The 1,678-nt window shown below is 54.7% G+C and carries 1 protein-coding gene; it reads left to right on the forward strand.

The features are described 5' to 3' along the window. Nucleotides 1–172 precede the first annotated feature (172 nt). Nucleotides 173–1,678 (forward strand): CLIPPER-2 domain-containing protein (locus DPA01S_RS16905; RefSeq protein WP_439950998.1); only part of this gene is annotated, 1,506 nt, incomplete at its 3' end.

Consider the following 1,678-nt stretch of genomic DNA (forward strand, 5'->3'; position numbering starts at 1 on the left):
AGCACCGAAAACGATATAAGCCAATAAACGGTTGGAGCTCGACGAATATCAGTGTAGTGTCACAGAAGGTCAGCCTGTGAAGCTCGCTAACATCTGCCGTGATTAGGTTAAGCTTTCGGCTAGCACGGCTGTTGCGCACGGTCATGAGACTTGGAAATGGGAAGGTGCCTACATGTGGATACTTAACGGCCTCATGCAAGGTCTGCGTTTAACCGTGGTAGCTACTTTGGTGGCTCTAGTTTCGATTGCCGCCGTCCCCGCTTCAACTGCACAGGCAGCGCGAGGCAATCTTACCTGTGACTCACTCTATTCGGTGGATGGAGGTGGAAACTACGCTAAAAAAATTAATCCTACGACCGGGTTGTCATCAGATTCCTTCAAACTTGAAGGCTCAAGCCGGCACAACCAATTGGGTATCGGTACGGGGGGCGCGTATGCGATTTATACCGCGACCGAAGGATCGAGTAATAACCTTACACACTATGTCTACAACTGGAATGCTACGACGGATACGACATCCAAAGTTGAAAGTCCTGTCGCAGTATCTACCCATGGTGCAATCAACCCCGCCAACGGTTGGTTTTACTACGGCGGACTAGGTGGCAGCAACGACACCCTCACGCTTCACGGTTACAACCCTGCTACGCCTGCTGTTGCGCCCGTTAAGGTGATGACTGTCAATCTTCCGGGCTCGAAAGGCGGGAATGGTGACCTCGCTTTCGACGCTGGCGGAAATATGTATGTCGTCGCCGCCTCAAGTACCGAAGGTGGCATCTGGTCCGTTGACGGGCCCATGCCTACGACGGGTTCGGTAACGGTAACCGGGACCCAGGTCACTGCTTTGACGCCACAGTTCGCCTCAGCGAACTCAATCGCGTTCGGTCCAGACGGTTACTTGTACGTCGGTTCCCGTGCTTTCCTGCGCCAAGTCGATCCGAGCAACGGTCAGTTGAAGAGTGCGGTTCCGAACTGGCCAAACATGACCGACATGGCTTCGTGCAGCAACCCGGTCAGTATTAAGCTGGACAAGGATCTCCCCGCGGGGCGCTTTGAACCCACAGACCAATTTGGCCTAAAGATTTCCGGCGCCGGCCTGACTGAAGGCACGACCGCCGTCACTGACGGCCCCGCTGAAGGCGTGCAGACCGCTTCCGTGGGGCCAGTTCTGGGTTTGGCTGGCCAGACCTATACGGTCACGGAGACCGCGGCAGGCACCGCGAACTTTGCAAACTACGACACGAGTTATAAGTGTGTCGACGATGTGGGTGTGACAGTCGTTGAAGGGACAGAAAAAACAGCGACATTCACTCCTGACAGTGGGCGAAGCGTGTCGTGCAGGTTCACAAACACAGCTAAGAAACCAAATATCAAGCTCGTGAAAGATGCCGAGTTGATGGGGTCGTGGGCAGCGGGACAGAAGGTTAAGTACTCGTTCACGGCCACGAACACCGGCAATCAGCCGCTGACCAATGTAGCTGTAGAAGAGGTCTCGTTTTCGGGCAGCGGTACGACTCCCGTGATTACGTGTGACGTAGCAGAGCTGGCTGTAGGAGCTGAAGCTAAATGCTCTGCGGAGTACACATTGACGCAAGCTGATATAGACACTGGCAGCGTGTTAAACGCTGCGAAGGCAGTGGGTACATCCCCCGAGGGTGTGCAGGTTGAGGCAACGGATGAC

Origin of the sequence: Dietzia papillomatosis NBRC 105045 (assembly GCF_001570845.1) — a bacterium.
In the GTDB taxonomy this organism is placed as follows: domain Bacteria; phylum Actinomycetota; class Actinomycetes; order Mycobacteriales; family Mycobacteriaceae; genus Dietzia; species Dietzia cinnamea.